The organism is Sphingomonas sp. Ant H11 (assembly GCF_000797515.1).
Taxonomy (GTDB): domain Bacteria; phylum Pseudomonadota; class Alphaproteobacteria; order Sphingomonadales; family Sphingomonadaceae; genus Sphingomonas.
This window is the reverse complement of record NZ_JSBN01000078.1, coordinates 1-22,522: the sequence shown is the minus strand read 5'-3', so window position 1 is coordinate 22,522 and position 22,522 is coordinate 1. Positions and strand designations below refer to the sequence as shown.

The window sequence follows — 22,522 nt, the reverse complement described above, 5'->3', positions numbered from 1 at the left end:
CGCGAAGATCGCCCCGCCCGTACCAGCCGCCCGCCGCGTAGCGCGCCCGCCGAGCGCGCAGAACCGCTGGAGCCAATCGATGCGGTCGACGATGGCGGTTGGAACGGCCCGATGCCGAACTTCCTGCTGGCCAAACTGACGCTGACCGACTGAGCGTGTCCACCGCCGCGCGGCGGTGGACACGCTATCCGGCGGTGGAGTGCGGCCGTTACGCCGCCGATGCCGGTGTCGGTGTCGGCATCAGCGCGTTATCGATCTCGTTCGCGCGCTGATAGGCAGGCCGCTCCTGCACGCGCGCAAGATAGTCCTCAAAGGCCGCGCGCTTGGGCAGCGACCCGAATTGCACGCCCCAGGCCACTTGCGACCCGGCATAGACATCCGCTGCCGTAAAGGTGTCGCCCGCGAAATAGCGATGCGCCGACACCGCCTTTTCCAACGTATCGACTGCCAGATCGTACGATCCGTACCCCGCCATGCGTTGCTGCGAATCGGTCGGCGTCACGCCAAGCGACCGGTTGGTGATCGCATGTTCGAGTGGCCCCGCCGCGAAGAACAGCCAGCGATAATAGTCCGCCCGCGCCGTCGTCGGCGGGGCCAGCCCGGCCTCGGGAAAGGCGTCGGCGAGATAGGCGCAAATCGCCGCGCATTCGGTAACAACATGCCCGTGATGGACGATCGCAGGCACTTTCCCCATCGGGTTGACCGACAAATACGGCTCCCCCTTCATCGTCGTGGCATAATCGAGCAGCACCGTTTCATAGGGTGCGCCGACTTCCTCGAGCATCCAGCGCGCGATCCGGCCGCGCGACATCGGGTTGGTGTAAAAGGTCAGGTCCGCCACGATCATTCTCCCCCAGATATCGCCCAGCGATTCTTCGGAACATTAGTGGAACGAAAGTCCCCTACCCGTCAAGATGCTGGTGCAGAAACGCGACCGTCCGCTCCCACGCCAAGTCAGCGGCGGGCTTGTTATAGCGTTCAGCCGAGGTGTCGTTGTTGAAGGCGTGATCGACGCCGTCATAGGCATATGCAGTCACGTCCTTGCCCGCCGCCTTCAACGCGGCAACCCACGGCACGCCCGTAGCGGCAACGCGCGCATCCTTGCCCGCATAATGCAGCAGCAAGGGGGCTGCGACCGCCCCCGCCTCGGCCGGATCCGGTGCCGGGCCATAATAAGCGACACCCGCCGCCAACGCGTTGCCCGCCGCCACGGCAACACGATTGACCAGCGCCCCGCCCCAGCAAAAGCCGATAATGCCAACCTTGCCGTTCGCGCCCGGCTGCGCCGACATTGCGCCGATCGTGGCGACGGCTTCCCCGGTGATCGCGGTAAGGTCAGCCTTGCCAATCATGTCGCGGGCGAGGTTCTCGTCGACGGGAGTGCCACCCTGGTCGCTCAGAAAATCGGGCGCAACCGCCTGAAAGCCGGCCAGCGCCACACGCCGGGCGACATCTTCGATATGCGGGGTCAGCCCGCGATTTTCATGCACGACAATAACGACGCCAGCGTGTTTCGCATCCTTGGGTGCCGCGAAATAGCCGGTCAATTGCTTGCCCGGCCCGATCGCATAGGGACCTTTACGCGTCACCAGCGCCGGGTCATCGGGCTGGGTGATCGAGGCAGCGGCGGGCGAGGCCGCAATCCCGGCGATCAACACTTCGGCAGCAGCGACCGATCCGACCAGGCCGACCATTTCGCGCAACAGGGCGCGGCGGTCGCGATGCTCATGCGTGAAGGCGTCGTAAATCTGGATAGCGCGATCGCGGATATCGGGCATGAGCATTCCTCAAACGATTCGCCCCCCGGCACTTCGCCAAGCTACCCCGTCAAACCGCGCGATACCACCACACACCGTCCTCGATCGTCTTCACCGCGCGCCCTTCGACCTCCAGCCGCCGGACATGCGCCAGCGCTTCGCCCGTCGCCATGCCGAGCATGTCGGGCCCGATCGCGCGCCGGAACAGCCGCCCGAAACAGTCGATCGCGCGGCGCGGTTCGGCCAGAAACACTTCCAGTTCGTCGAGCCGCTCGCGATGTTCGCGGTCCATCGCATCGAGCCGCGCGTGCAAGCCGGTGAACGGATCGCCATGTCCCGGCAGCACCAGCACATCGTCGGGCAATGCCTTCAACCGCGCGATCGAGTCGAACCATTCGCCCAGCGGATCGGCCGCAGGCTCGGTCACACCGAGCGAAACATTCGGGCTGATCCGCGGCAACACCTGGTCGCCCGAGATCAGCACCTTGCCGACGGGATCGTACAGACAGGCATGTTCGGGACTGTGCCCCGACCCGACAACCACCTGCCACTCGACCGCGCCGATCAGCCGCGTATCGCCATGCTGGATGCGGGTATAGCCGAGTGGCAGCGGCGTGACGATCCGGCGGAACCCCGCCCAGCCACGCTCGCTGGCATGGGCGATCTGCGCATCGTCCCACCCCGCGCCACGCCAAAAGGCGATCATCTCATGCGGCACCGCATCGCGCGCATCGGCGACCAGCATCCGCGCGGTCAGCCATTCGCCGCGCGTCATCACCAGCGGGCAGCCATGCGTATCGCATATCCAGCCCGCCAAACCGATATGATCGGGATGGAAATGCGTGCCGATCATCTGCGTCATCCGCACGCCCGCCAAAGGCCCCTGCCCCAAAGCCTCCCACGCCGCACGCGCCTCGGGCGTGTTCATGCCGGTATCGACCAGCGCCACGCCACCCGCATCGTCGAGCAGCCAGCAATTGACATGCTTGAGCGGTCCCGGAACGTGCAGCCGCACCCAGCCGATGCCGGGGGCCACACGCATCACCGTGCCGGGCGCTGGCTCGGCCCCGCCATACGGATAGGTCAGCCCCTTATGGCTGGTCGGGACGAAGCTCTGCTCGACCGGGACGGCCGCCTCTGCAATGGACATGCGATCGGTTAGCGCGGGGTGCCGTACCAAGTCACGCATTTCCTCAGGCAAGGAGCGTCGCCTCCTCGCCCAGCAACAGCCGCAGCACCTCGTCGGGCGATTCGAACATGATGTCCGGATTCAGCCGCGCCAGCCCGTCGCGATTGGCATAACCCCACAACACCGCGCCCGAACAGATGCCGACCTTCTTCGCCGCCACCACGTCGCGCGTCTCGTCGCCGATCGAGATGACATGCTCGATCGCCACCTTGCTCTTGCGCAACACCCGGCGATAGCGCGGTGCCTTGCCGAACAAGGATGCGCCGCATTCGAACCATTCGATCAACGCGGCATTTTCGGGGCCAAGGATGGCACGGGCATTATGCTCGGCATTGGAAGTGACCAGCGCCATGCGCACGCCATTGTCCGCCAATTGCCGCAGCAACGGCGTAACGCCCTCGAACAAGGCGATCCGGTCGGTCTGCTCGGCCAACAGGCGATGGAGGTAGCGCCCGATCTTGGGCAATTTCCAGCGCGGAATGCCGAGATGGCGGATCACCTCCCCCGAGGTGCGCCCGCGCAAGGACGCAACCTCCTCGGGGGCGACCTTGCGGAACTTGAACCGGTCGGCGAGATGATCGGCGACCGACAGGAACCAGTCCCCGCTATCGGCCAGCGTTCCGTCGAAATCGAAGATCACCAAACGATAGCGCGGATCGGACATGGTCACCTCAGCGCGATTGCGAGGAGCGGCGATGGCCGCGCTTGCCGTCATCCCCCTGGGGAACCGGTGCGCTGCGAATGGTCACCAGCTCCGCTCGTGTCGCCGCCCCGTCCTTGTTGAGGTCGAAACGGTCGAACAGGCTCGAAAACTGCGCCTGCAACTCGGCGAGCGTGATGCGGTTGTCGCCATCGCTGTCGATGGCGAACGGGCTCGGCAGCGCATTGCGATCCCCCAGCCATTTGAGCGCCCAGTCGCTATAGTCGATATAGCCGATCGAGCCCTTATGCGCGCTGTCGGCATCGGCGAAGCTGCGCGCGATACAGGCACTGAGCTCGGCGCGGGTGGTGCGCCCGTCGCCGTCACTGTCGCACGCGGCGATGAGCATTGCGGCCGGCTCGACCACGATCGTCGCGGCTGGCTGACGGGCTGGCGGGGGAGTGACGACGGGTACGGTTTGCGCCGATAGCGGTGCCGCCATCAACAGCAGCATCGCTCCGGCGCGCACGACCATCATTTCGTCAAACCCGCAAAATCGCTCTCGTTAAGATAGTGGGTATAGCTTTCCAGCCCCTTGGAAGCCGCCGGATTGGACAGCAGTTCCTTCATCGCAATCTTGCCCAGCGCGCCCCCGGCCGCTTCAAATCCGGCACGACTTCTCGCCTTGAACAGCGGACGCGCCTCCTTTGCGCAGTCGACCACCATCAATCGCGTGAAAAGCACCGCCATTTTTTGTCGGCCTCAATCTGCCCGGCGGAATCGACCTTGATAAGATCCGCCATCTGCGGTGCCGAACTCATGGCACCTAACATCCAGCGTGCGACCGCGATTCGGTCAGCGCCGGTAGTCTTGTCGACGAAGCACTGCCCAAGCACGGTCGCCTGTTCGGCTAGCTTGGCATCATCAGGAACCGACGCTTGCGGACTCGCCGCAGCAGCCAAGGCAGCAACCATCATAAGAATCGTCATGCTTCGCTCTTCCCCGCGTTCGGCAACAACAGACTGGCATCGCCATAGCTGTAGAATCGATAGCCGTCTCGCACCGCATGGGCATAGGCCGTTTGCATCTGCTCGGTGCCCATCAACGCGCTGACCAGCATGAACAAAGTCGATCGCGGCAAGTGGAAATTGGTGACGAGGCCGTCGATACCGTTGAAGCGGTAGCCGGGCGTGATGAAGATCGCGGTGTCGCCCTCGAACGGGCGAATCACCCCGTCGGCACCGGTTGCACTCTCGATCAGGCGCAGACTGGTGGTGCCGACCGCGATCACGCGCCCGCCACGGGCGCGCACCGCGTTGAGCCGGTCGGCGGTGGCGGCATCGATGCGTCCCCATTCGGCGTGCATCTTGTGGTCGAGCGTATCGTCGGCCTTGACCGGAAGGAAGGTGCCCGCCCCGACGTGTAGCGTCAGCGTGGCGTGCTCGATGCCTGCCTCCCCAAGCTTCGCCATCAGCGCGGGCGTGAAGTGGAGCGCCGCAGTCGGAGCCGCCACCGCGCCTTTTTCGGCAGCGAACATCGTTTGATAATCGTCGGCATCCTGCGCGTCCGCCGGGCGGCGCGCGGCGATATAGGGCGGCAGCGGCATGCGTCCGGCGCGTTCCAGCAGCAATTCGACCGGCTCCTCGCCCACGAAATCGAGCGCGAAGCTACCATCCTCGCCGCGATCGCGCGCATAAGCGGTGACACCGCTGCCGAAATCGATTTCGTCGCCATCGCGCAGCCGCCGCGCATTGCGGATGAAGGCGCGCCAGCGCCGCGGCCCCTCGCGCTTGTGCAGGGTCGCACCGATCCGCGAATCGCCGCGCGTCCCCTCCAATTGCGCGGGGATCACGCGCGTGTCGTTAAACACCAGCATGTCGCCCGCGCGCAATGCGTCGGGCAGATCGCCCACATGGCGGTCGAGGAGGGCATTCCCCTCGACCACGAGCATTCGGGCGCTGTCGCGCGGCGACGCCGGGCGCAGTGCGATCCGCTCCGGCGGCAAGACGAAGTCGAACAGATCGACCTTCATGACGGTACTCCCCCCGTCGTGGCAGGTATCAGCGGCTCAGGCCGCCTTTTTCTTCGGCGCTGCCTTGGGTGCGGGCTTCAGCACCGGCTGGCTCGGCGCGAGCGTAGCCGGGGCAGCGACCGGCGCGGGCGGCGGCGGCGGCGCATAAGCGGGGGGATTGTCCGCCGCGATATAAGCATGGAGAATCCGCGACGGGTGCACCGGCGGCTCACCGCGCGCGATCGCATCGACATAGTCCATGCCCGAGATGACCCGGCCGAACACAGTATATTTGCGGTCGAGCTTCATTGTCGGACTGAACACGATGAAGAACTGGCTGTTGGCGCTGTTTTCGGCCTTGGTCACTTCCTCGACGGTGGCACCCTCGGCCGATCCTTCGCGCGCCGCCGACACCGCGCCACGCACATGTGGCAGCCAGTTGAACTCGGCTGGCACGTTGGGCAGCGTCGATCCACCGGTGCCGTCGCCCTTCGGGTCACCGGTCTGCGCCATGAAGCCTTCGATCACGCGGTGAAACAGCAGCCCGTCATAGAAATGCTGGCGGGTCAGCGTCTTGACGCGCTCCACCATCTTGGGCGCGGCATCGGGGCGCAGCCAGATGACCACACGGCCACCGGTCGACAGGTCGAGATAGAGCAAATTCTCCGGGTCGTCGCCGAGGGGATATCGGGCCGCCCAACGGCGGTGACGACAGCGCTCTTCGGGTCCGGCTTCTTTTGGCGGCAAAGGCGGGCCCAGCGACGAACGCGAGGATGAAGACCAGAAGGGTGGTAACGAAACGCATCATTTCCCCGCGAAAAACTCGGTGTGGACCCGCGCTTAGACCAAGTCGCCGCTTGCGCCAATCTGAACGTGGCGCGCGAAAGCGACCATATTAGGGCTGAGTGCCCTTGCGGCCGATCTTATCGACCCGCGCGGCAAGTTCCGCCGCCACGGTCGGGCTGACGAAACGGTCGATCGGGCCGCCATAAAGCGCGATTTCCTTGACCAACCGGCTGGCAATTGGCTGCAACGAGACATCCGCCATGAGGAACACCGTCTCGATACGCGGGTTGATCGCCCGGTTCATGCCCGTCAGCTGATACTCATATTCGAAATCGGTCACCCCGCGCACGCCGCGCAAGATGATGCTCGCGCCCTGCGCCGCCGCGAAATCCATCAGCAGCGAATCGAAGCCGACGACGCTGACCCCCGCGATCCCTGCGGTCTCGCGCTCCATCATGGCGATCCGTTCGGCATCCGAGAACATCGGCGATTTGGAGGCATTGGTGGTCACGCCGATCACCAGCCGGTCGACCAACGCCGCGCCGCGCCGGATGACGTCCATATGCCCCAGCGTCACCGGATCGAACGTACCCGGATAGACCCCGGTGCGGATCGTCAACGGTCGCGCTCGAGCGTGAAGCGCGCAATGTCGCGCAACAGATCCGCCTCGGGGCCAAAGGCATGGAGATGTTCGATCGCCTGATCGACCAGCATCCGCGCTTGTTCGCGGGCACGATCGAGGCCGAGCAGCGACAGGAAGGTTTCCTTGCCCGCGCCCTCATCCTTGCCGAGCTTCTTGCCGACTGCAGCCTCGTCGCCCTCGACATCGAGGATGTCGTCGGCAATCTGGAAAGCGAGCCCCACATCACGGGCATAGCCGCGCAAGCCTGTGCGCCCTTCGGGTGGCACCTTGGCGAGGATCGCGCCCGCTTCGACCGAACAGGCGATCAGCGCGCCGGTCTTCAGCGCCTGCAATCGCGTGACGGTCGGCAAATCGAAGGTCGATTTCTCGGCCTCCAGATCCATTGCCTGTCCACCCGCCATGCCCGCCGGGCCCGCTGCGCGTGCCAGATCGAGCACAAGTTCGCTGCGCACGAAGGGGTCGGGATGCGTGCTCGGGTCGGCCAGAATTTCGAAGGCCAGCGCATGCAGCGAATCGCCTGCCAGGATCGCGGTCGCCTCGTCGAACGCGCGATGGACGGTCGGCTTGCCGCGCCGCATGTCGTCGTCGTCCATCGCGGGCAAATCGTCATGGATCAGGGAATAGACATGGATGCACTCGATCGCCGCACCCGACCGGCCGACCGCATCCCGGTCGAGATTGAACAAGCGCCCGGTCGCGAACACCAGCAGCGGGCGCAGGCGCTTGCCCCCGCCAATCGCGGCATGGCGCATCGCCCGATACAGGTTGGCCCGCGGATCCTCGGGGATCGCCAGAAACTGGTCGAGCCGGCGATCGATATCGGCACCGACTTCGGACAAAGCTGCGGCAAGCGTCAGGGACGAAGCGGTCATGCCCTCAACCCGCGGCAAAGGGCTGCGTGCCGATGGCACGCCCCTCGCTGTCGGTGCGGATCGCCTCGATCCGCGCCTGGGCCGCATTAAGCCGCTCGTCACAGCGACGGCGCAATTTGTCCCCGCGCTCATAGAGCGCAATTGCCTGGTCGAGCGGCGCATCGCCACTCTCGAGCCTCGCCACGATCCCCTCCAATTCCTTTAACGCCGCTTCGAACGACAGCTCTTCGATCGCTATATCCATTTGTCAGCTATGCGGCAGGCGAGTGTTTGGGGTCAAGGATACGCTAGGGCCGCAATGCGTTTGTCGTGCAATTCGCAATAAGGAACTTCCCGCATGTTCACCAGCATCGATCCGGCAACCGGAACGCCCGGCCCGTCTTACCGCGAGCTGACCGGCGATGAGATCGAAACCAAATTGACGCGGGCACAGGATGCTTTCCAGGAGTGGCGCGTCACCGATTACGCCACGCGCACCGCCCTGCTCGAGCGAATCGCCGAGCAGTTCGATGCCAACACCCGTCGCCTCGCCGAGATCGCGACGCGCGAAATGGGCAAGACGCTGAAATCGGCAATCGCCGAGGTCGAGAAATGCGCTGCGGGATTCCGCCATTATGCGCAGGAGGGCCCGGCGATGCTGGTGCCGAGTCCGGTCCAGGGAGGGACCGCGACCTGGCACCCGATGGGTCCGGTGCTGGCGGTGATGCCGTGGAATTTCCCCTATTGGCAAGTCGTCCGCTTTCTCGCGCCGACGATCATGGCGGGCAATGTCGGCCTGCTGAAACACGCCTCCAACGTGCAGGGCGTCGCCGCTGCGATCGAGGAGATGGTGATCGCCGCCGGAGCCCCTGTCGGCCTGTTCCAGAATTTGCCGATCAAGTCGGACAAGGTCGCTGCCATCATCGCCGACGACCGCATCGTCGCGGTCACGCTTACCGGCAGCGAGGGCGCGGGCATGAAGGTCGCTGAGGCGGCGGGCCGGGCGCTCAAGAAGGTCGTGCTCGAACTGGGTGGCTCGGACCCGTTCATCGTCATGCCCTCCGCCGATCTCGATCTCGCCGCCAAGACCGCAGTGGCCGCGCGCATCCAAAATACCGGCCAGTCGTGCATCTGCGCCAAGCGCATGATCGTTCACGCCGACGTGTATGATGCTTTTCTCGAAAAATTCTCGGCCGGGATGAAGGCGGTTGTCGCGGGCGATCCGATGGACGCCGCGACCGACATGGGCCCCTTGTCGAGCGACGCACAGCTTCAGACTGTGCTGGACCAATTGCAGATGTTCCGCGAGGCCGGTGCCAAGTTGCTGTTCGGCGGAGAGCCCTTGCCCGGCAAGGGGGCCTATCTGTCGGCGGGGATCCTCGTCGACGTGCCCGCCGACCATGCCGTCGCGCGGGAGGAGGTGTTCGGGCCGGTGGCAATGCTGTTCAAGGCCGATGACATCGACGCTGCCATTGCCCTCGCCAATGCTGTGCCATTCGGCCTCGGCTCCTCGGTCTGGACCAACGATCCTGCCGAGCGCGCGCGCTTCGAACGGGATATCGAGGCCGGGATGATCGCAGTCAACGCAATGCTGGCTTCCACGCCGGGAGCACCGTTCGGCGGCATCAAGCGCTCGGGCCACGGGCGTGAATTGGGGCCCTATGGGTTGCACGAGTTCATGAATTTGAAGACGGTGATCGGCTGAGCCCCGCCGTTTCCTCCCCTCCCTGGGAAGGGAGGGGAGGAAAGCAGTGTCGACCTCCCCTCTTCCCGGATCAATCCAGCGTCAGTACGATCTTCCCGACATGCTCGCCCGCCTCCATCCGCGCATGCGCGGCGGGGGCTTCCGCGAGCGGGAAGGTGCGGTCCATCACCGGCTTCAGTCGCCCCGCCTCCACATGCGGCCACACCGTGCTGTGCAGTTCGTCGGCAACCAGACTCTTGAACGCCGTATCGCGCGGGCGCAGCGTCGATCCGGTCAAAGTCAGCCGCCTCCGCATGATGTCGAAGATGGGAATCGTCGCCATCAATCCGCCCTGCACCGCGATCGAGACATGGCGACCATCCTCGGCCAGGCATTTCAAGTTGCGCGGCACATAATCGCCGCCGACCATGTCGAGCACCGCCGCGCAGCCCTTGCCACCGGTAATCTCGGCGACGCGCTCGACGAAATCCTCGGTCTTGTAATTGATCGCATGCGCCGCGCCGAGCGCGACTGCCGCCGCGCATTTATCGTCCGAGCCAGCGGTGACGATCACCTCCAGCCCGAAGATCGCGCCCAAGGCGATCGCCATCGTGCCGATGCCGCTGGTGCCGCCATGCACCAGCACGGTGTCCCCCTCGGTCGCATAAGCGCGTTCGAACAAATTGGTCCACACGGTGAACAATGTCTCGGGCAAGGCCGCCGCCTCGACCATCGACAGCGCGTTGGGCACGGGCAACACCTGCCCCGCTGCGACCGCGACATATTCGGCATAGCCGCCCCCTGCCAGCAGCGCACACACTGGCTGACCGGTCATGTCGATCGCGACCTCGGCCCCTTGCGCGACGATCGTGCCCGACACTTCCAGCCCCGGGATCGACGGCGCGCCCGGCGGTGGCGCATATCCGCCCTTGCGCTGCAGCACGTCGGGCCGGTTCACGCCCGCCGCGACGACGCGGATCAACACTTCATCAACACGCGGCATCGGCACCGGGCGCTGCACCACGCGCAGCACCTCGGGCCCGCCCGGCACGTCCGGGTCGATCGCTCGCATCGTTGTCGGAATACCGTCCATCGGTCGTGCGCCCTGTTTTGCTTTGCGCGCCTTATTGACATGGCGCGCCGCCGGGTCAACGATCCTGCCTATGGACCTCGACGAGATTCTCCCGAAACGCGCGGGCGATCCGCTCGCCGCGCTGATCGTACAGGACCTTGACCCGCTGTCGGTCAAGGAACTGGAAGCGCGCATCGTCGCGCTGGAGGCGGAAGTGGCGCGCACCCGAGCAAAAATACAATGCGCGGTTAACCATCGGGCAAGCGCGAACGACCTATTCAAGTCATGAGGGGTTTCGTCGCGGGGCCGAGGAAATGCCGCGACGTGTTTCAAGTGCTTGATGCGGGCGTCCTGCCTTCCGACATAGCAGGAAAGGGCCGCCCGTCTTTCGTGGCCCGCATGGAGTAAATACAGATGCCATCCTTCGCCTCCGCGCTGGAAACCACGCTGCACAAGGCCTTAGAGGCCGCGTCGTCGCGCCGGCACGAATATGCCACGCTCGAGCACTTGCTGCTTGCCCTGATCGACGATGAACATGCCTCCAAGGTGATGCAATCGTGCGGGGTCGACACCGCCGAGCTGACCGCAACCGTAAAACACTATCTCGATACCGAGCTTGAGGCGCTGAAGGTCGAAGCCGCGACCGACCCCTCGCCCACCTCGGGCTTTCAGCGCGTCGTCCAGCGCGCGATCCTGCACGTGCAGTCCTCAGGCCGCGATGAAGTGACCGGAGCCAACGTGCTGGTCGCCTTGTTCAGCGAGCGCGAAAGCTACGCCGTCTATTTCCTGCAGCAGCAGGATATGAGCCGCCTCGATGCCGTCAGCTTCATCAGCCACGGCGTCGGCAAGGGCACGCCTGCACCGGAAGCCACCACACCAAAGGGCGTCGATGAGGAAAAACCGCCGAAGCAGGGCGAGAAGGGCAAGAGCGAAAGCGCGCTCAAGCAATTCTGCGTCGATCTCAACGAGAAGGCCAAGAAGGGCAAGGTCGATCCGCTGATCGGGCGCGGGCCCGAAGTCGATCGCACCGTGCAGATCCTGTGCCGCCGTTCCAAGAACAACCCGCTTTATGTGGGCGATCCCGGCGTCGGCAAGACTGCCATCGCCGAGGGCCTGGCGCGCAAGATCGTCGAGGGCGAAGTGCCCGAGGTGCTGTTGCCAGCGGTCATCTATTCGCTCGACATGGGCGCGCTGCTCGCCGGCACGCGCTATCGCGGTGATTTCGAGGAGCGGCTGAAGGCCGTCGTCAACGAGCTCGAAAAGCTGCCCGACGCGATCCTGTTCATCGACGAGATCCACACCGTGATCGGTGCCGGCGCCACCAGCGGCGGCGCGATGGATGCGTCGAACCTGCTCAAGCCCGCACTGTCGGGCGGGACGATCCGCTGCATCGGTTCGACCACCTATAAGGAGTTCCGCAACCATTTCGAGAAGGACCGCGCGCTGCTGCGGCGCTTCCAGAAGATCGACGTCAACGAGCCGACGATCGAGGACACGGTCAAGATCCTGACCGGGCTGCGTTCGGCGTTCGAGGAGCATCACAAGGTCAAATACACCCCCGACGCGATCAAGTCGGCGGTGGAACTGTCCGCGCGCTACATCAACGACCGCAAGCTGCCCGACAAGGCGATCGACGTGATCGACGAAGTCGGTGCGATGCAGATGCTGGTGCCGCTCGCCAAGCGCAAGAAAACGATCACCTCACGTGAAATCGAGGCGGTGATCGCGACGATGGCGCGCATCCCACCGAAATCGGTCTCGACCGACGATACCAAGGCGCTCGAATCGCTCGAAACCGATCTGAAGCGCGTGGTGTTCGGGCAGAATGCGGCGATCGAAAAACTCGCCTCGGCGATCAAGCTGAGCCGGGCTGGCCTGCGCGACCCCGAAAAGCCGATCGGCAACTATCTGTTCACCGGCCCGACCGGCGTCGGCAAGACCGAAGTCGCCAAGCAGCTTGCGCAGATCATGGGCATCCCGCTTCAGCGTTTCGACATGTCCGAATATATGGAACGCCACTCGGTCAGCCGACTGATCGGTGCCCCTCCGGGCTATGTCGGCTTCGACCAGGGCGGTCTGCTCACCGATGCGATCGACCAGCAGCCGCATTCGGTGCTGCTGCTCGACGAGATCGAGAAGGCGCATCCCGATCTGTTCAACATCCTGCTGCAGGTGATGGACAATGGGCGCCTGACCGACCAGCACGGCAAGACGGTCGATTTCCGCAACGTCATCCTGATCATGACGACCAATGCGGGTGCTAGCGACATGGCGCGCGAGACATTGGGCTTCGGCAACCTCACCCGCGAGGGCGAGGATGAGCAGGCGGTACAGAAGATGTTCACGCCCGAGTTCCGCAACCGTCTCGATGCAATCGTGCCGTTCGGCTATCTGCCGACCGAAGTCGTGGCCCGCGTGGTGGACAAGTTCATCCTCCAGCTCGAGCTGCAACTGGCCGACCGCAACGTCCACATCAACCTCGACGACGAGGCCAAGACGTGGCTCACCGCCAAAGGCTATGACAAGCTCTACGGCGCGCGCCCGATGGGCCGCCTGATCCAGGAAAAGATCAAGCAGCCGCTCGCCGAGGAATTGCTGTTCGGCAAGCTGGTCCATGGCGGCGAGGTGACGGTGAAAATGAAGGACGGCGCGCTGTCGTTCGAGATTACGGCCGCCCCGCCCAAGAAGCCCAAGAAAAAGGCGGCCGCCAAGATCGACAAGGATACCACGACGGCCAAGTGACCAAAGCCGGCGGGTCGGCAGGAGTGCCGACCCGCTTTTTTCAATCATACTGCGGATCCCATGCGGGGCGGAGCGCCGCCGCCTTCGGTTCTGGCTCTTGGCGATCCCTGTGCGGCGCGGCGAAATCGCCCTTCGCAACAATTTTTGTCCTTTACGCTCTGTTTGGGTTCCTGGGCGTAGGGAGCAAGCATGTGCCGCGTGCTTTTATCCAGTCTCCTTGCAGTGATGTTGACGCTCTTTGCATCGGCGGCGCATGCTGAGCGACCGGGCGACACGCTGCCGATCTGCGTCACCCGTGCGCAAACGGGCATGACCCCGCTCCGGCTTTTCGCCGGCAAGACCGCGTTTGATTGCGTTTCTCCGCAAAGCGTTTTGCCCGGTGGCGACTATTGGGCGATTTCCTCGCCGGTCCACCGCACCGGCCCGCTTGCGATCCAGGTCGCCAGCCTTTGGCAAAAACGCATTACTTTCTATGCACTGTATGCCGATGGAACGGTCGTCTCCGCGTCGCTCGACCAACACGGGGCCGCGCGCCACCTCCAGCTCGGGGCGATTATCGAACAGTCCTTGCCCGAGCGCAACGCGCCGCTGTTGCGCGTGCTTTGGCATATCGAGGGGACTGGCAACATGCGCGGAATCTTGCGCGGCGCGCGGATCGTGAATCCGCAACAAAGCGTCGGCGCGAATTTGAAGATGGCGGGGCTCTACGGGGGCTTTGCCGGTCTCTGCATCGCGTTGCTCACCTATAATCTGGCGCTATGGGTGGCGCTTCGCTATCGGTTCCAGCTCGCTTACTGCGCGATGGTGACGGCGCTGCTGCTCTATGCGCTCTCGTCCTCGGGTGCCCTGGCCTGGGCCTGGCCTGATCTCGCCAATAACGACCGGATACGGATAAATTATCTTACGCTCGGCATTGCCGCGGTCGCCGCGTTCGCGTTTGCCCGGGCCTTTTTTCGAGCCGCGCGTGTTCGGCGGATATCTCGGCCGGTTGGCGACGGTCGCTTCCGGCATAATGACGGTTGCGACGCTTGCCTTCGCTGTGTTCGCTCCGGTCGCACCCTATCTCACCGACCGCGCCTACACCTATGCTTTTCTAGCGCAAATGGGGGTTGCAGGACCAATTCTGTGGCGCGCATGGCGCTTGCGCAGCGACTATCTTGGAATGTTCGTTCTGGCCTGGGGTGCGCCGATCACGCTGGCATGCCTGCGGGCGTTCAGTTCGCTGGGCCTGATCGGCTGGAGCTTCTGGCTTGATAATTCGACGCTGGCTTCCATGACGATCGAGGCGCTTCTGTCGAGCATTGCGGTTGCCTATCGCATCCGCATGCTGAGCCGCGAACGTGATGTGGCGCGCGAACGCGAGATCGCCGCACTGCTGCTCGCCGACACCGATTCACTGACGGGATTGCTCAACCGCCGTGCCTTTCTGACCGAAGTTATCGGACGGTCCGGCGAGCAGACCTTGCTGATCGCCGACCTCGATCATTTCAAGCGCGTCAACGAAACGATCGGCCATGACGGGGGGGATGAGGTATTGCGGGTCTTCGCCCGTACGCTCCGCGAGTCGGTCCCACCGGAGGCGCTGGTCGCGCGAATCGGCGGTGAGGAATTTGCAATCGTTGCCCCCGCCGATATTCTGATCGAACCGCGCGCCATCCTGGAGAAACTGCGCGCCGGGCGCATGCCGTACGATGTGACCGTGACGGCGAGCATTGGCACTTGCACGGGCCCGCTGTTGCGCGAAGTCGACTGGAAGGCGCTGTACGCGTGTGCCGATCGTGCGTTGTTCGAAGCAAAGTCGGCAGGACGAGACCGCGTACGCGGTCGCCATTTGCCCGATCGCTGGGCAGCCTGACACGATTGGCGGACTTTCTTGCTCCGAATCGGAATTACCGATAGAATCGGGATGCAAAGGGGCTGGCCATGCGCAATCGCCGCATCACGATCGGAATCGTCGCAGCCCTCGCGCTGATCGCGGTCATGCGCCACCCGAGCGCCGACATTCAGATTTTGACGCATGACGCTACGGATCGTGCGCCACATCAGGTAAAGGCGGCGCTGGACCTCGGGCTGGTTGCCATATCGGTACTCGTCACCTGGACGGGAGCTCATATCTCCTGACGCTTGCGGCGCGCGGGAAGGCTGCTTACACCCCTGTCAATGATCTCCGCTGAAGCCGTCTGGCGCCAATCCTACCGTCATCCAACCCCTTGGGAGAGCGCCTTTCCTGCGCTGTCGATGGTGGAATTGTTCGAGCGCTCCGCGCATGCGGCAGGCAAGGCTCCGTTGATCGATTTCCTGAGTCGGCACTTCAGTTATGCCGAGACGCTGGACGGAGCGAACCGCGTTGCGGCCGGCCTGCAAGCCTTGGGCTATGGTCCGGGCGACCGGATCGGCCTGTTCCTGCCCAACGTGCCGCATTACCTCGCGGCCTATTATGGCATTCTCAAGATCGGCGCGACCGTCGTCAATTTTTCGCCGCTCTATACGGTGGCCGAGTTGGAGCATCAGGTCGCGGATTCGGGAACGCGCGTGCTGTTCACGCTCTCGGCCAGCGCGCTGCTGCCAACCGCGCTCAAGGTGCTCGACGGAAGCGGCCTGGAGCGCTTGATCGTCGGATCGATCGCCGGGGCGCTGCCAAGTGCAAAATCGATCCTCTATCGCCTGTTCAAGCGCGCCGAAGTCACGCCGCGCCCACACGACCCGCGCGTCATCGCCTTTTCGCATCTCATCGCCAATGACGGACGGTACACCCCTGCGACGATCGACCCCGAACGCGACGTCGCGCTGATCCAATATACCGGCGGCACCACTGGCGTGCCCAAGGGTGCCGCGCTGACGCACCAGAACCTGTCGGCCAATGCCCGGCAAGTGATGGGGATCGACCCGCACCCCGGCCCGCCCGACCGCATCCTCGGCGTGCTGCCGCTGTTCCACGTCTTCGCCAACACCTGCGTGCTCAACCGCACTGTGCTGAATGGCGGCTGCATCGTGATGCTGCCACGCTTCGAGGCAGGGGCTGTGTTGGCCGCCATCGGCCGCACCAAGGCGACCGCCCTGCCCGGCGTGCCGACCATGTATCAGGCGCTGCTCGACCATCCCAAGATCACGAGCACCGATTTCTCGTCGCTGCGCATCTGCATTTCCGGCGGCGCGCCGCTCGCCGCCGAATTGAAGGCCAAGTTCGAAAAGGTCACCGGGGCCGCCGTGGTCGAAGGCTATGGGCTGTCGGAAAGCTCGGGCGTGCTGTCGGCCAACCCGTATGAGGGCGAAGGCAAGACCGGAACGATCGGCCAGCCCATTCCCGGCACGCGGCTGCGGCTGGTCGACAAGGCCGATCCGACGCAGGATCCACCCGCCGGCGAGCCTGGCGAAATCGTCGCGATGGGCCCGCAAATCATGCAGGGCTATTGGCACCGGCCGGATGCCGATGCCGAGGTATTCCTGACGACCGAGGAAGGCCGCTGGCTGCGCACCGGCGATGTCGGCACGATCGACGCGGACGGGTTCGTGCGGATCGTCGATCGCCTGAAGGACATGATCGCGGTGTCGGGTTTCAAGGTCTTCCCCAGCCAGATCGAGGCGGTGCTGCACCATCATCCGGCGGTGAAGGAAGCGATGGTGATCGGCCTGCCCGATCCGTATCGTGGCGAGCAGCCGCGCGCCTATGTCACCCTGAACGAGGGGGCCGATGTTACGCCGGAGGCGCTGCGCGACTGGCTCAATCCGCAGCTTGGCCGCCATGAGCGAGTCGATGCCGTCGTGATCCGCCTGACCATGCCCAAGACGATGATCGGCAAGCTCAGCCGCAAGGATTTGATTGCCGAGGTGAAGGCGGAGAGCGATCCCCCTCCTTCCGCATAAGAAGCGAACTGGCCCGATCAGATCGAACCTCCTAAAGACCGTTGAAAACGATCCAAAGGGGCGCGCGGACAATGGCCAATCTGATCCTCCACGAAGATCCCGTTTCGGGGAATTGCTACAAAATCCGCCTGACGGCGGCGCATGTCGGCATTCCGCTCGAACGGCGCAGTTACGACATTCAAAAGGGCGAAACGCGCACCGCCGCCTTTCTCGACGGCGTGAACCCCAATGGCCGCATTCCGGTGCTGCAGATCGGCGACGATTATCTGCCCGAAAGCGGTGCCGCCTGCCTGTATCTGGCCGATGGATCGCCGCTGATCCCGCACGACCGCTTCGATCGCGCCGACATGCTGCACTGGATGTTTTGGGAACAATATAATCACGAGCCCAATGTCGCGACGCTGCGCTTCTGGCGCGCCTTCATCGGCGAAGACCGGCTGACCGATTTCCAGCGCACGCTCATCCCCGGCAAACAGGCGGCGGGCGAAGCCGCGCTGGCGCTGATGGACGCCCACCTTGCGCAAACGCCGTTCCTGGCGGCCGGGCGCTTCACCGTCGCCGACATTGCGCTCTACGCTTACACGCATGTCGCCGAGGACGGGGGCTTCGTCCTAAGCCGCTATCCGGCGGTCACGGCATGGCTGGCTCGCGTCGCAGAACAACCTGGACACGCGCCCATGTGACAGTTGCGTGAAGGTCCACGATTCCGATTGTAACATTCCGTCGCCATAGCTGGAGATCAGCCAAAGGTTTCGCGAAGGTTTCGACGCTATGGACGCTGTGACCAAGATTGCCATGGACGGTCTTTCGGGCGGGACGATTGCCGATTTTGCGGACTTCGCCAACTCGCATCCCGCCATCCCCGAGCGCGCAACGAGCGAACGCCGCCGTTATCGCACGATCTGGATTTCGGACATTCACCTCGGCACGCGCGGCTGCAACGCCGATATGCTGATCGACTTTCTCGACCATGTCGACAGCGAGCGAATGTATCTGGTCGGCGACATCATCGATGGTTGGCGGCTGAAGAAGCGCTTCTACTGGCCCGCCGCGCATAACGATGTGGTGTGGCGGCTGCTGAAGCGCGCCAAGCGCGGCACCGAAGTGATCTACATCCCCGGCAACCATGACGAGGTGATGCGCCAGTTCACCGGGCTCGATTTCGGTGGCGTCGCGATCCGGCGCAAGGCGATCCATGAAACCGCCGACGGTCGCCGGTTGTTGGTGCTGCATGGCGACGAATTCGACGCAATCACGCTGGCGCATCGCTGGCTGGCGCATGTCGGCGATGTGGCGTATGAATTCATGATGGCTCTCAACCGCTGGGTGAATGCGTATCGTCGCTTCTTCAACTTGCCGTATTGGTCGCTGTCCAAGCACGCCAAGGCCAAGGTGAAGAACGCGGTGCAGTTCATCTCCAACTTCGAAGAGATCGTCGCGCAGGCCGCCGGTTCGCGCGGCGTTGATGGCGTGGTTTGCGGCCACATTCACACCGCCGAATTCCGCGATATCAACGGGGTCGAATATTATAACGATGGCGACTGGGTGGAGGGTTGCACCGCCCTGGTCGAACATTTCGACGGCCGGATGGAGTTGCTCCACTGGGCCGACGAAATCGCCGCGCGGGCAAAGGCCCGGCCCGTGGCGAAGATCGAGATGATGGCGGCCTGACCGGCGTGCGCATCGCGATCGCCACTGATGCGTGGAGCCCCCAGGTCAATGGAGTCGTGCGCACGCTGCAGGCCGTGCGCCGAGAATTGGAGCGCCAGGGGCATGAAGTCCTGATCGTCTCGCCCGACCTGTTTTATTCGCTGCCCTGCCCGACCTATCCTGAGATCCGTCTGGCCTTTGCCAGCACCGCCACGGTCGGCAAGATGCTGGCCGACTTTGCACCCAATGCAATCCATCTGGCGACCGAGGGGCCCGTCTGCCTGGCGGCGCGGCGCTGGTGCCTGACGCGCGGCTTTCCCTTCACCACCGCCTATCACACGCAATTCCCCGATTATGTTTCGGCGCGCACCGGCGTGAACCCGGAATGGGTGTGGCGCTATATTCGCTGGTTCCATTGGCCGGCCCAATCGATCCTCGCCTCGACACCGTCGATCGCGGCGACGCTGAAGTCGCACGACCTCACCAAAATCCGGCATTGGGGGCGTGGCGTCGATCTGTCGATCTTCGGGCCGCACCTCGCGCCGCTGCCGGCGATCAAGGCGCTGAAGGATGCAGGTAAGGGCCCGATCCAGCTTTATGTCGGTCGCGTCGCGATCGAGAAGAATATCGAGGCGTTTTTGACCTCGAGCCATCCCGGCACCAAGGTGGTGGTGGGCGACGGCCCGGCGCGTGCGGCGCTGACCGCACGCTTCCCCGACGCGCATTTCCTGGGGCCGTTGTTCGGCGGCGATCTGGCCGCCGCTTACGCGTCGGCGGACGTGTTCGTCTTCCCCAGCCGCACCGACACGTTCGGGTTGGTGATGATCGAGGCGCTGGCATGCGGTACGCCCGTCGCAGCTTTCCCGGTGACGGGGCCGGTCGATGTGCTCAACCCTGCGGTCGGCGTCATGGACGAGAATCTCGATACCGCGATCGCCGCCGCGCTGACGCTCGATCGCACTGCCTGCGCGGCCTATGGCCAGACCTTCACCTGGGAAGCGAGCGCCCGGCAGTTTCTCGGGGCCTTGGTGCCGGTCGATCATCCCGAGGCGATTGCTGCTTAAGGAGGAAAGCGACACGCTTGCCCTCCCTTCACAACCGCTCTACACTGATAGTCAGAATAAGCGGCCGCTCCGAAAGGGGCGGCCCTTTCCGTTTTTAAGGAGTTTTCCGTGGCCCAGCCGCTCATGCCGCACGCGACCGCGTCCTGGCTCGTCGACAATACATCGCTCAGCTTTGAGCAAATCGCCGAATTTTGCGGCCTGCATATCCTGGAAATCCAGGCCATCGCCGATGACACCGCCGCGACCAAGCTGACCGGTCGCGACCCGATCCGCGCGCACGAACTGACCCAGGCCGAAATCGACAAGGGGCAAGCGAACCCCGATTATCGCCTGCAGATCCTCAAAGGACCAGAGCAGGTCCGCCGCACCAAGGGGCCGCGCTACACGCCGGTGTCGAAGCGGTCGGACAAGCCCGACGGCATTGCCTGGGTGATCCGCAATCACCCCGAAATCAGCGACGGCGCGATCAGCAACCTGATCGGCACGACGCGCACCACCATTGCCGCGATCCGCGACCGCAGCCACTGGAACATCGCCAACATCACGCCGAAAGACCCGGTGACCCTGGGTCTAACCACCCAACGCGAGCTAGACGCGGCCGTGTCCAAGGCGGCGAAGGCTGCTGGGCTCGAAGCCCCGGTCGACACCCGGCTGGAAGGCGACCGCGAGGCGCTGATCACCGAACTGCGCGCGCAACGCGACCAGCTTTCGCGCGACGCCGAAGCGGCTGAGCATGGCGAAACCGCGAAGCCCGCCGAACCCACTGCCGAGACGCTGTTCAAGCGCTGAAAACCCTTCTCCCCTCCCGCGAAGGGAGGGGCTGGGGGTGGGTTGCTCTCCGTGCTGGGCGACAGCGCGACCAACGGGCCGACCCACCCCGCCCCTTCCTTCCAGGGAGGGGAGCGCCGCTCACTACAACCCCAGCCGACGCTCCAGCCAGCGCGCCGCATCCTCGGGCGACACTTTGCCCCGGTCGCGGTCGACCAGATAATTCGCCTCGCGCATCGAAGCGACCGGGATGCGCCCGACCAGCGGCTTGAGCGCCGCCACCAGCCTAGCGTCCTTCGCCCGCTTGGGTGCCAGCAGCAGAATCGCGTCATAGCCCGGAATCGCGCGGCGCGGGTCGGTGAGCACGGTCAAATGCTCCGCCGCGATCCGCCCGTCCGAGGAAAAGGCCGAGATGACATCGACCTGACCGCTCTCCAGCGCGCGGTACATGAAGGTCGGGCTGTAGGCGTGCGTGGCGGCAAAGCGGATTGGATAAGCGCGCTGCACCGCCGCCCATTCGGGCCGCTCCAGAAATTCGAGGTCGGACCCGAGCGTCAGCCCCGGCGCCGCGCGCGCCAGATCGTCGAGCGAGACGATCCCCTTAGCCCGCGCCGCTTCGCCGCGCATCGCAAAGGCATAGGCATTTTCGAACCCCAAGGCCCCGAGCAGCCGCACGCCCGACGTCTGCGCGCTCCACGCACCGATCGCCGCCACCATCGCGGGCCGCGCGGGCGTGTCGCTGCGCCGCATCGCATTGGTCCAGAGCGTCCCCGCATAATCGACATAGACGTCGATCGGGCCCGAACTGAGCGCGCCATAAATCACCGCCGAGCCCAGCCCCTCGCGATATTCGACACGGTAACCCGCTTGCTCAAGCCGATGCCCGATCACGCGTGCGAGAATATATTGCTCGGAGAAGTTCTTGGCACCGATCACGATCGTCGGCGAACGCGGCACCGCCAGCGGCGCAAGCGCGGCCAGCACGCCGAGCAGCAGCACCGCGCCCGCGCCGTAAACCCGCCCGCGCCTGCGGGTCGCAATACCGCGCTCGATCAGACCGAGCAGCGCATCCACCGCCAGCGCCAGCCCCGCCGCGCTGACGCACCCGGCCAGTACCAACGCCCAATTCTGCGTCTGCAACCCGGCGAAGATCAGATCGCCCAGGCTCGGCTGGCCGACCGTGGTCGATAGCGTCGCCGCACCGATCGTCCACACGGCAGCCGTGCGCACGCCCGCCATCAGCACGGGTGCCACCAACGGGGCCTCGACCAGCCGCAGCTTCTGCCACGCCGTCATGCCGATGCCGTCCGCCGCCTCGATCACGGCGGGGTCGATCCCGGCGAGCCCGGTCACGCCGTTGCGCAGGATCGGCAGCAGCGCATAGAGCGTCAGCGCCAGCAGCGAAGGCAGGAAGCCCAAGGCCGGTATCCCGCCCCCGACCAGCCCCGACACGAACAGCAACAGCGGATAGAAGAGCGCGAGCAGTGCCAGGCTCGGGATCGTCTGCACCAAACTCGCAAAGGCCAGCGCGACCCGCGCAACACCCGGCCGCCGCGCCGACCAGATCGCCAGCGGCAGGCTGATCGCCAGCCCCAGCGCCAATGCCGCCGCCGCCAGCAACAGATGCGCGGCGAGCAGCGGCGGCACGCGCGTCATCGCCTCGAGGAACGGGCTCATGCCCCCTCCTCCAGCGCGCGCAACCGCCGCGCCTGTTCACGCGGTACCGCCACCAAGCATCCGCCACCGCGCCGCCTTGCCCGGCGAGCAAGGCTTGCGGCGTGGCGTCCGCCACGATCCGCCC

The 22,522-nt window shown here is 64.7% G+C and carries 23 protein-coding genes and 2 pseudogenes; 11 read left to right on the top strand and 14 right to left on the bottom strand.

The features are described from left to right. Positions 1-208: 208 nt before the first annotated feature. The 12 genes and pseudogenes from NW75_RS15250 to NW75_RS15195 all read right to left on the bottom strand — a co-directional run bounded on the left by NW75_RS15250 (position 209) and on the right by NW75_RS15195 (position 8,142). The gene (locus NW75_RS15250; protein ID WP_033966047.1) at positions 209-847 is read right to left on the bottom strand and encodes a glutathione S-transferase family protein; all 639 of its coding nucleotides are present in this window, start codon (positions 845-847) and stop codon (positions 209-211) included. A gap of 55 nt (positions 848-902) precedes the next feature. After that, positions 903-1,778, bottom strand: coding sequence for a dienelactone hydrolase family protein (locus NW75_RS15245; protein ID WP_171010517.1), 876 nt, complete (start codon positions 1,776-1,778; stop codon positions 903-905). A gap of 49 nt (positions 1,779-1,827) precedes the next feature. Further along, entirely contained in the window at positions 1,828-2,907 is a 1,080-nt protein-coding gene (locus NW75_RS15240) for an MBL fold metallo-hydrolase (RefSeq protein WP_033966044.1), read from the bottom strand. Between the two features lie 43 nt (positions 2,908-2,950). Beyond that, positions 2,951-3,610 (bottom strand): HAD hydrolase-like protein, encoded by a 660-nt coding sequence (locus NW75_RS15235; RefSeq protein ID WP_033966048.1) that lies wholly within the window; start codon positions 3,608-3,610, stop codon positions 2,951-2,953. A 7-nt stretch (positions 3,611-3,617) separates the two neighbouring features. Continuing rightward, positions 3,618-4,124, bottom strand: a complete 507-nt coding sequence (locus NW75_RS15230; protein ID WP_033966043.1) for an EF-hand domain-containing protein — start codon at positions 4,122-4,124, stop codon at positions 3,618-3,620. Further along, positions 4,121-4,336, bottom strand: a complete 216-nt coding sequence (locus tag NW75_RS15225) for a hypothetical protein (RefSeq protein ID WP_156143046.1) — start codon at positions 4,334-4,336, stop codon at positions 4,121-4,123. The genes NW75_RS15230 and NW75_RS15225 overlap by 4 nt, the downstream gene beginning before the upstream one ends. Continuing rightward, positions 4,312-4,575 carry a hypothetical protein gene (locus NW75_RS15220; RefSeq protein ID WP_156143045.1) on the bottom strand — a complete coding sequence of 88 codons (264 nt, stop codon included), beginning with the start codon at positions 4,573-4,575 and terminating at the stop codon, positions 4,312-4,314. Before NW75_RS15220 ends, NW75_RS15225 begins: the two co-directional genes overlap by 25 nt. Beyond that, positions 4,572-5,618 (bottom strand): tRNA preQ1(34) S-adenosylmethionine ribosyltransferase-isomerase QueA, encoded by a 1,047-nt coding sequence (queA, locus tag NW75_RS15215; protein WP_033966039.1) that lies wholly within the window; start codon positions 5,616-5,618, stop codon positions 4,572-4,574. Before queA ends, NW75_RS15220 begins: the two co-directional genes overlap by 4 nt. Positions 5,619-5,654: 36 nt before the next feature. After that, a pseudogene (locus NW75_RS15210) lies at positions 5,655-6,405 on the bottom strand (peptidylprolyl isomerase). Positions 6,406-6,492: 87 nt separating this feature from the next. After that, the gene (gene coaD / locus NW75_RS15205; RefSeq protein ID WP_171010524.1) at positions 6,493-6,996 is read right to left on the bottom strand and encodes a pantetheine-phosphate adenylyltransferase; all 504 of its coding nucleotides are present in this window, start codon (positions 6,994-6,996) and stop codon (positions 6,493-6,495) included. A gap of 2 nt (positions 6,997-6,998) precedes the next feature. Beyond that, positions 6,999-7,898, bottom strand: coding sequence for a polyprenyl synthetase family protein (locus NW75_RS15200; RefSeq protein ID WP_033966036.1), 900 nt, complete (start codon positions 7,896-7,898; stop codon positions 6,999-7,001). A 4-nt stretch (positions 7,899-7,902) separates the two neighbouring features. Beyond that, the gene (locus NW75_RS15195; RefSeq protein WP_033966035.1) at positions 7,903-8,142 is read right to left on the bottom strand and encodes an exodeoxyribonuclease VII small subunit; all 240 of its coding nucleotides are present in this window, start codon (positions 8,140-8,142) and stop codon (positions 7,903-7,905) included. A gap of 93 nt (positions 8,143-8,235) precedes the next feature. Here NW75_RS15195 and NW75_RS15190 point away from each other — a divergent pair, with 93 nt between their 5' ends. Beyond that, positions 8,236-9,582: an NAD-dependent succinate-semialdehyde dehydrogenase gene (locus tag NW75_RS15190; RefSeq protein ID WP_033966034.1), complete on the top strand. Its 1,347-nt coding sequence runs from the start codon at positions 8,236-8,238 to the stop codon at positions 9,580-9,582. Between the two features lie 70 nt (positions 9,583-9,652). Here the strand turns inward: NW75_RS15190 and NW75_RS15185 are convergent, their stop codons facing one another. Beyond that, positions 9,653-10,654 carry an NAD(P)H-quinone oxidoreductase gene (locus tag NW75_RS15185; RefSeq protein ID WP_171010518.1) on the bottom strand — a complete coding sequence of 334 codons (1,002 nt, stop codon included), beginning with the start codon at positions 10,652-10,654 and terminating at the stop codon, positions 9,653-9,655. 70 nt (positions 10,655-10,724) lie between these two features. Between NW75_RS15185 and NW75_RS15180 the strand changes: the two genes are divergently transcribed. The 10 genes and pseudogenes from NW75_RS15180 (at position 10,725) to NW75_RS15140 (ending at position 20,742) form a co-directional block, all read left to right on the top strand. Then, a complete protein-coding gene (locus NW75_RS15180; RefSeq protein WP_033966031.1) occupies positions 10,725-10,922 on the top strand; it encodes a DUF1192 domain-containing protein in 198 nt (65 codons plus the stop codon). A 125-nt stretch (positions 10,923-11,047) separates the two neighbouring features. After that, entirely contained in the window at positions 11,048-13,375 is a 2,328-nt protein-coding gene (gene clpA, locus NW75_RS15175) for an ATP-dependent Clp protease ATP-binding subunit ClpA (protein ID WP_033966030.1), read from the top strand. Between the two features lie 189 nt (positions 13,376-13,564). Then, positions 13,565-14,293: pseudogene (locus tag NW75_RS26690) on the top strand (7TM diverse intracellular signaling domain-containing protein); the annotation flags it as partial. A 94-nt stretch (positions 14,294-14,387) separates the two neighbouring features. Next, entirely contained in the window at positions 14,388-15,230 is an 843-nt protein-coding gene (locus NW75_RS26685; RefSeq protein ID WP_331386157.1) for a GGDEF domain-containing protein, read from the top strand. A gap of 68 nt (positions 15,231-15,298) precedes the next feature. Beyond that, on the top strand, positions 15,299-15,496 hold the full coding sequence (locus NW75_RS15165; RefSeq protein ID WP_033966028.1) for a hypothetical protein: 198 nt from the start codon (positions 15,299-15,301) through the stop codon (positions 15,494-15,496). 39 nt (positions 15,497-15,535) lie between these two features. Then, positions 15,536-17,239 carry a long-chain-fatty-acid--CoA ligase gene (locus NW75_RS15160; RefSeq protein WP_033966025.1) on the top strand — a complete coding sequence of 568 codons (1,704 nt, stop codon included), beginning with the start codon at positions 15,536-15,538 and terminating at the stop codon, positions 17,237-17,239. A gap of 71 nt (positions 17,240-17,310) precedes the next feature. Beyond that, positions 17,311-17,922 (top strand): glutathione S-transferase family protein, encoded by a 612-nt coding sequence (locus NW75_RS15155; protein ID WP_033966024.1) that lies wholly within the window; start codon positions 17,311-17,313, stop codon positions 17,920-17,922. An 88-nt stretch (positions 17,923-18,010) separates the two neighbouring features. Further along, positions 18,011-18,910, top strand: coding sequence for a UDP-2,3-diacylglucosamine diphosphatase (locus NW75_RS15150; RefSeq protein ID WP_033966021.1), 900 nt, complete (start codon positions 18,011-18,013; stop codon positions 18,908-18,910). Positions 18,911-18,915: 5 nt separating this feature from the next. Further along, complete coding sequence (locus NW75_RS15145; protein ID WP_033966019.1) at positions 18,916-19,953, top strand: glycosyltransferase family 4 protein; 1,038 nt, start codon at positions 18,916-18,918, stop codon at positions 19,951-19,953. A 108-nt stretch (positions 19,954-20,061) separates the two neighbouring features. Further along, positions 20,062-20,742 carry a DUF1013 domain-containing protein gene (locus NW75_RS15140; protein WP_033966017.1) on the top strand — a complete coding sequence of 227 codons (681 nt, stop codon included), beginning with the start codon at positions 20,062-20,064 and terminating at the stop codon, positions 20,740-20,742. A 123-nt stretch (positions 20,743-20,865) separates the two neighbouring features. Here NW75_RS15140 and NW75_RS15135 read toward each other — a convergent pair whose 3' ends face one another. Further along, complete coding sequence (locus tag NW75_RS15135) at positions 20,866-22,398, bottom strand: ABC transporter permease/substrate-binding protein (RefSeq protein WP_033966015.1); 1,533 nt, start codon at positions 22,396-22,398, stop codon at positions 20,866-20,868. Between the last annotated feature and the right edge of the window lie 124 nt (positions 22,399-22,522).

Bases quoted from the DNA above. Each gene is read 5' to 3' on its own strand.
- NW75_RS15165 (WP_033966028.1), top strand. From the start codon at position 15,299: ATGCGCAATCGCCGCATCACGATCGGAATCGTCGCAGCCCTCGCGCTG.
- NW75_RS15235 (WP_033966048.1), bottom strand. From the start codon at position 3,610: ATGTCCGATCCGCGCTATCGTTTGGTGATCTTCGATTTCGACGGAACG.
- NW75_RS15200 (WP_033966036.1), bottom strand. From the start codon at position 7,898: ATGACCGCTTCGTCCCTGACGCTTGCCGCAGCTTTGTCCGAAGTCGGT.
- NW75_RS15225 (WP_156143046.1), bottom strand. From the start codon at position 4,336: ATGGCGGTGCTTTTCACGCGATTGATGGTGGTCGACTGCGCAAAGGAG.
- NW75_RS15150 (WP_033966021.1), top strand. From the start codon at position 18,011: ATGGACGCTGTGACCAAGATTGCCATGGACGGTCTTTCGGGCGGGACG.
- NW75_RS15240 (WP_033966044.1), bottom strand. From the start codon at position 2,907: ATGTCCATTGCAGAGGCGGCCGTCCCGGTCGAGCAGAGCTTCGTCCCG.
- NW75_RS15195 (WP_033966035.1), bottom strand. From the start codon at position 8,142: ATGGATATAGCGATCGAAGAGCTGTCGTTCGAAGCGGCGTTAAAGGAA.
- NW75_RS15160 (WP_033966025.1), top strand. From the start codon at position 15,536: ATGATCTCCGCTGAAGCCGTCTGGCGCCAATCCTACCGTCATCCAACC.
- NW75_RS15250 (WP_033966047.1), bottom strand. From the start codon at position 847: ATGATCGTGGCGGACCTGACCTTTTACACCAACCCGATGTCGCGCGGC.
- NW75_RS26685 (WP_331386157.1), top strand. From the start codon at position 14,388: ATGACGGTTGCGACGCTTGCCTTCGCTGTGTTCGCTCCGGTCGCACCC.
- NW75_RS15190 (WP_033966034.1), top strand. From the start codon at position 8,236: ATGTTCACCAGCATCGATCCGGCAACCGGAACGCCCGGCCCGTCTTAC.
- NW75_RS15155 (WP_033966024.1), top strand. From the start codon at position 17,311: ATGGCCAATCTGATCCTCCACGAAGATCCCGTTTCGGGGAATTGCTAC.
- NW75_RS15135 (WP_033966015.1), bottom strand. From the start codon at position 22,398: ATGAGCCCGTTCCTCGAGGCGATGACGCGCGTGCCGCCGCTGCTCGCC.
- NW75_RS15180 (WP_033966031.1), top strand. From the start codon at position 10,725: ATGGACCTCGACGAGATTCTCCCGAAACGCGCGGGCGATCCGCTCGCC.
- clpA (WP_033966030.1), top strand. From the start codon at position 11,048: ATGCCATCCTTCGCCTCCGCGCTGGAAACCACGCTGCACAAGGCCTTA.
- NW75_RS15185 (WP_171010518.1), bottom strand. From the start codon at position 10,654: ATGGACGGTATTCCGACAACGATGCGAGCGATCGACCCGGACGTGCCG.
- NW75_RS15230 (WP_033966043.1), bottom strand. From the start codon at position 4,124: ATGATGGTCGTGCGCGCCGGAGCGATGCTGCTGTTGATGGCGGCACCG.
- queA (WP_033966039.1), bottom strand. From the start codon at position 5,618: ATGAAGGTCGATCTGTTCGACTTCGTCTTGCCGCCGGAGCGGATCGCA.
- NW75_RS15220 (WP_156143045.1), bottom strand. From the start codon at position 4,575: ATGACGATTCTTATGATGGTTGCTGCCTTGGCTGCTGCGGCGAGTCCG.
- NW75_RS15245 (WP_171010517.1), bottom strand. From the start codon at position 1,778: ATGCCCGATATCCGCGATCGCGCTATCCAGATTTACGACGCCTTCACG.